General features: G+C 32.5%; 7 protein-coding genes and 1 pseudogene. 1 reads left to right on the plus strand and 7 read right to left on the minus strand.

Annotated features, from left to right (window positions below; genetic code table 11):
• Positions 1-650: 650 nt before the first annotated feature.
• Positions 651-1598 carry a BsuBI/PstI family type II restriction endonuclease gene (locus WMZ97_RS21640; protein WP_343274140.1) on the minus strand — a complete coding sequence of 316 codons (948 nt, stop codon included), beginning with the start codon at positions 1596-1598 and terminating at the stop codon, positions 651-653.
• A gap of 14 nt (positions 1599-1612) precedes the next feature.
• Complete coding sequence (locus WMZ97_RS21645; protein ID WP_343274141.1) at positions 1613-3166, minus strand: Eco57I restriction-modification methylase domain-containing protein; 1554 nt, start codon at positions 3164-3166, stop codon at positions 1613-1615.
• A 76-nt stretch (positions 3167-3242) separates the two neighbouring features.
• On the opposite strand from WMZ97_RS21645, the pseudogene WMZ97_RS21650 reads away from it, so the two are divergent.
• Positions 3243-3476: pseudogene (locus WMZ97_RS21650) on the plus strand (IS110 family transposase); the annotation flags it as partial.
• Between the two features lie 154 nt (positions 3477-3630).
• On the opposite strand, the gene WMZ97_RS21655 reads toward WMZ97_RS21650, so the two are convergent.
• The 5 genes from WMZ97_RS21655 to WMZ97_RS21675 all read right to left on the minus strand — a co-directional run bounded on the left by WMZ97_RS21655 (position 3631) and on the right by WMZ97_RS21675 (position 5300).
• A complete protein-coding gene (locus WMZ97_RS21655) occupies positions 3631-4020 on the minus strand; it encodes a hypothetical protein (RefSeq protein WP_343274142.1) in 390 nt (129 codons plus the stop codon).
• A 1-nt stretch (position 4021) separates the two neighbouring features.
• The gene (locus tag WMZ97_RS21660) at positions 4022-4387 is read right to left on the minus strand and encodes a hypothetical protein (protein ID WP_343274143.1); all 366 of its coding nucleotides are present in this window, start codon (positions 4385-4387) and stop codon (positions 4022-4024) included.
• Between the two features lie 22 nt (positions 4388-4409).
• Entirely contained in the window at positions 4410-4622 is a 213-nt protein-coding gene (locus WMZ97_RS21665; RefSeq protein WP_405027734.1) for a helix-turn-helix transcriptional regulator, read from the minus strand.
• Between the two features lie 167 nt (positions 4623-4789).
• The gene (locus tag WMZ97_RS21670) at positions 4790-5059 is read right to left on the minus strand and encodes a hypothetical protein (RefSeq protein ID WP_343274144.1); all 270 of its coding nucleotides are present in this window, start codon (positions 5057-5059) and stop codon (positions 4790-4792) included.
• A gap of 37 nt (positions 5060-5096) precedes the next feature.
• Positions 5097-5300, minus strand: coding sequence for a helix-turn-helix transcriptional regulator (locus WMZ97_RS21675; RefSeq protein ID WP_343274145.1), 204 nt, complete (start codon positions 5298-5300; stop codon positions 5097-5099).
• Positions 5301-5514: the final 214 nt, after the last annotated feature.

Here is a 5514-nt window from a genome sequence, read left to right on the forward strand (position 1 = left end):
ATTCCATAAGTTGGAATTGCCTAGTCTTTACTGGAGTGATGTGACCATCCTCCATTTGAACTAAGAACATTTCGCACCACAATCGCGCCCGTTCAGGTATAACATTTACAAATAAAAATTTATGCTTTAGGGAATATAAGAATAGATCTGATCCACAAAAAGGGAAGTGAATCCTTGTACCCGTGGTTTTATATCTCCAATGAGTTGTTATTGCATATTTATCATAAAGCCGTTAGATATCAACGATAAGGAATTTACTGAAATGGCTTTCAAAGAAATTAAACATAGAAATTTAAGAACAGACAAACCACCTAGAGAAAAAGGACATCTGACCCGTGCTAAATAGAAAAAACATTAGACACATATTTTAAACTCACCTTTTTTCATGCTGGCAAGTTCTTGAGATGAAAAGGTGAGTTATTTATACTTTAGACCATGACTACAATATTTATTCATATAACTAAATCCAAATATGTATTTCTGGCTTTGTATCTATAAATCCTTTTTCGTTTCCAACTCCTTTTTTATTACCCTTGAACTTCATTTAAAATGTTTATCAAAAGTTTATGATATATTACGATTATCATATTTACTTAGATGTTAGCACCTTTGATAGCGAGTGGAAGTTTTTGTGATTTAAAATAGTCGGTTTATCTTGGACCGAAAAATTTGTCACCATTTAGGTGTATCATGTGATCAGGATTATTAGCAATCCAAATTTCAGTTTCCCAAGCTATCTCACTAATGAATTTTTTAAATCCATTTTTGCTGGTCATATCCAAGAATGCAGTAACATATACAATGCCACAATCACAGTTTTCTAGTATATCATTTATTTCTTGCATTCGTTCTATAGAGATTGGTCCGACACTTGTAACTGCTTCAATAAAATATAGCCAATTTTTCTCTTCTACATAAAGAACTACATCTGGTAGCTTATCGTGATCAGTAATACGGACTCCAAGTTTCTCTAATTTTTCACGATTTTTTACTAAATCCTTTTTTATAGTATCTCCCACGTATAGAACTTCTGCACCAGGGGCAAACCTTGGGGCGAATTCTTCAATAATTTCTTTTTGCAAATTATTATGTTGTCCAGGACTAAATTTAAGCTCTTGACCATTTATTTCAACAGGGATCTTAGCCATTTCTCTAATTTGCGCATATTTTTTAATTAAAGTTTCATGGTTCTTCAGCCAATATTCCACTTTTTTATCCCATTCCGGAGAACCATAAGCCCTAATTACTTCTAATACTTCATCTGTTAGTTTGTAAGAATAATACCCACTATTTGTGGCCCTTTCATTATCGTCTTCATTTTTAAAGACAATACCACCATTGACTAATGGTTTTACAGCATCTTTACGAATATTCTCTCTTGAATTGGGCTGATAAATTTTATTGTAGTTTTTAGCCATAAAATTCATCATATCAACAGTTCTCAGGGACTTATTGGAAGTAGCACTCCAATTATCATTTTCCTTTATACCTGCTAGTGCTAAAAATGTATAGGCATTTCTAGCGCCCCTATTATTATAAAATTCCTTGGGAGTACCTAATGCTTTTAAAATTTCCCTGGCTTCCTCTAATTTACCCATAAATTCTCTCTCCCCTATATGACTTTTGCAGTCGTTGTATTCGCATCATTGACTACAAATAACTCCATGATTATACTATCGCAATTTTCCGTAGTAATATTTTTAGTTTTTATGAGCTTCCTTCCAATTTCTTTTACAATTTCTAAAGAAGGGAGTGGGATTGTATTTACCTCTGTTGCATTAACTTGTGTGCTCCCATTTAATATTCTGTAATATGTGTCTATGAAAGAGCTGTTTAGCAAGGCAAACAGCCCATAAAGCTCTTCCTTTTCTATATCTCCGTTTAATTTAGTTACGTAATTCAAGTGGTTTTCTATACCAATTTTTAAAAAAGGAAGTGCTTCAGATAAATATAGTGAACTTTGTACCCTTCGTTTTTCTTCTTTGCTTGTAAATCGTTTCACAAGAATGTAATCTTTATTCGGTAATAATAAGCCCTTACTTTCATCAGTGTTTTCAATGTATTGTGGGTACTTATTCGGTGATCTGGGGAATAATATTTCATTATTTTTAAAGTGACTTGCCCAAATAAGAGGCACAGTTTTTTCACTATTTTCTTCTTTTAAGAATTGTGTAGATCTAAAATCCACAACTGGCCCTGTTTTTAATTTAAAACCTAATCGTAATAAATTGCTTTCCCACTTTTTAACCGTATCGAGCAGTTCAACTTCTTGGATAGAAGTCGGTATCATAATAAATAAATCTTCTGATTTCATATCAACTACGGTTTCATAAGGTACTTTATAGCTGAAATTTGAACTTAAATCAGCATTTTCACTGGAAGATACCGAAATAGTGGGAAAGAAATCATTCGTTTTAACTGCTTTCAAAATAATAGCTTCTTGTAATACCTTTTCGCTATTAAATACATCTCCCCTTGAATGAAATAAATGCAAGTTTGTCAGTTGCATATTATGAAGAAAATACGCTCGAAATTTTTTGAAATATGCCCCTGATGTAAAGCTACGGGGAGTAATAAAAATTAATTGACCGTTTGGTTTAAGTAGCTTGGTAGATAGAGCCATGAATAAAAAGTAAATATTAGGTTGTCCATGGACTACATAATTCATAACAAGTGCTTCCGGTGCAGATTTTTTAATTTTTCTATATGGAGGATTTGAAATAACTACGTCATATAAGTTTTCTTCAGTCTTATCTTCGTTATCATACCATAAATTATCGTTCCAAAAATCCTCATTATGAAGAATAAAGTTTTCCTGAATAATGTTATAACTACATGTTTTCCCTCTCTTTTCTAATTCTCTTTTTACTAATATCATATTTTCCGTCAGTGCAGGCAACACGTTTTCATCATTTTCATATAGGTCAACATGAATAGTTGTTATTGTGTCGTTATTTAAAATTTTTTGGCATAATGCGCCTATCAATATCCCTGTTCCCGCACCAGTGTCTAGGATATTTATATTGGGTTGGTTGTACGTCATCAACTCCGCCATATAGCTTGCAACTGTCGGGGGAGTGAAAAACTGTCCGATTTTCTTTCTTTCAACCTTTTTAACCTGTTTTATATAATCTAATGTTTTATAATAAATACGGTTTAATATCACATTTTCCACCTCAAAAATTGTTCATATATATTCTTTATTCTATCATAAAGGGGATTAATATTCCCCAATGCCGGTTACACGATTGCGTCAGGCTCTTTATACGGCTGTACAATGCGGTATAAGGGATTCCCGTAAACAAAAATCAAGTGATGAAATTATCCCTAGAAATAAAAGACTAAGAGATTTTTGCGACAAGAAACGTGAAGAAGGAAAACCCTTTAGAGTAGCCATAATTGCTTGTGCGAATAAGCTCTTACATTGGATTTATGTATTATTAAAAAATAAAACGCCTTTCGAAAATGTTGCTTAAGTGGCATTTTTAAGTAAATAGTACAAATCCTTCCAGTTAAATAAAGGAAGGTTATTTGGCATACCCATTTTAGTATATCATGTAAGTTCTATATTTTTCACAGAAAAATGTTGACAACTATTAGCTGGTTTTATTGCATGACGGCATCTTTATCTTATTTGCCTTCAACATCTTTCTTCTTACGCCTTCTAATTACTACAAGTATTAGGAAAACGACAATGAATATAACTATATAAGATGTTAAAATAATCCCCATCCCAAGCCAGATACCATCTTCAAAGAGATTAACAAACCCTTTTGCGGGTGGAATCAGTCTTAATGCTAACTTGATGATAACAATAGCCAAAGATATGGCCGCAGCGTCCCTTACATTTCTCATTAAAGCACCTTCCTTACAACAATGCAGTAAAACATATTCATTTCCGTTTATTCCACAACTGAATGGCCCGATTTCACCATACGGGTCGCAGTTCTTTTCCAGAATTGCGACCTTTAGCTTAAATGGCAATTTATTTTTTTCAGCAATCATAACTATAACAAACATCTTATTTCCTTTTCACAATTACAGGACCAATAAACAAACAAACAAAAAATGTAGCTAACACATAATAAATCAAATATCTGATTTCAATGGTTTGTTGGTCTAAAACTAAATCACATATAACTAGATATATCAGCAAGAGGAAGTTTGATAAACCAAAAGTTGATATCATAAACTTTCTCATATTGTTATCGACCCTCTCGTCAGTTTTTACTTCGCCTTTGTCTACGCTATCCTTTGTTTTCCATTCTGAAATAATGATACCAATAAGAAGCCCTATCAATAGTCCCCATTGTATTTCACCCCTAATGAGACTTGCAATTCCAACGCCAATAATCCCACCAATAAGCATTCCAATAAAACGTTTCATTTAACTAACATCTCCTTTCAAGTTATTCCCCTATCCAAAATAATTCATCTAAAGGTTTTTCTAGATACTTACTAATAAGCAGACAAACTTTTATAGTCGGGTTATATTTTTGTGCTTCGATTAAATTCATTGTCTGTCGAGTAACTCCAACCAGTTTCGCAAAATCGCCTTGTGTTAAATCTCCTTTCTCAATACGGGCAACCTTCACTCTATTTTTAACAGAGATTTCTTTCAAATTAATCACCCCAAATCCTTTATTCTATTGTAATATATAATTGATATTTTTCAATTATATATTACAACTTATATTTAAAAAAACTGCACCTTTATAAAGATGCACATGTATTTAATTAAAAGGCTCTGTTGTGGCATTACATTGTTTGATTATCGCGCCCGAAGTCTTTAAAAAAAGAAACTAACTATAAGCATAATAACGAGAAAAAGAACAAAGTAAAAAACTGTCCATAAAATTGTCTTAGATGGAATTTGTACTTTCTTTTCTTCCGTTTCCGTTTGTTTATCTAAAACAATTCTTGACCACGAAAATATTAGCACTCCTATCGTAAAAATGGTCAGTTGCAAATTAGCATTGCCTGTATCAATAAAATCATAAGTTCCCCATACAAACAATGCTACAGCATAAAATATAAACGCATTTCTTGCAGATTTCAAATTATGTTGTGTTCCATTTCGTCTGGTTTACGTGATTTCATTTAGACTCCTCCTCAAAAATAAATAGACGGTCTACTGTAGTAGAAAGGTTTTTCGATAACTTAAACGCCAAACTCAAAGTTGGATCATATTTATCATTTTCAATAGCATTAATGGTTTGTCTAGTTACACCACATAGGCGTGCAAGTTCCTCCTGAGATATTTTCTTTTTTTGTCTTAAGGTTCTAATTGTATTTTTCATTTTGCACACCCTTATAATGTAAATAACTTTTTACATATTAATTATAAAAAAATACACGCTATATGTCAAATTGTTTTTACACAATGCGTGTGTTTGATATAATTCAATTAAATGACCCGATCTGGTACATTGCTATGCATACGAATAGGTAAGGGTTTGACGTTATCGCTCCCTTTTCCCCTCGTTCACACTGTACGTGAGACTTTCACCTCAT

Origin of the sequence: Lentibacillus songyuanensis, from assembly GCF_039548255.1 — a bacterium.
GTDB lineage: Bacteria > Bacillota > Bacilli > Bacillales > Amphibacillaceae > Lentibacillus_C > Lentibacillus_C songyuanensis.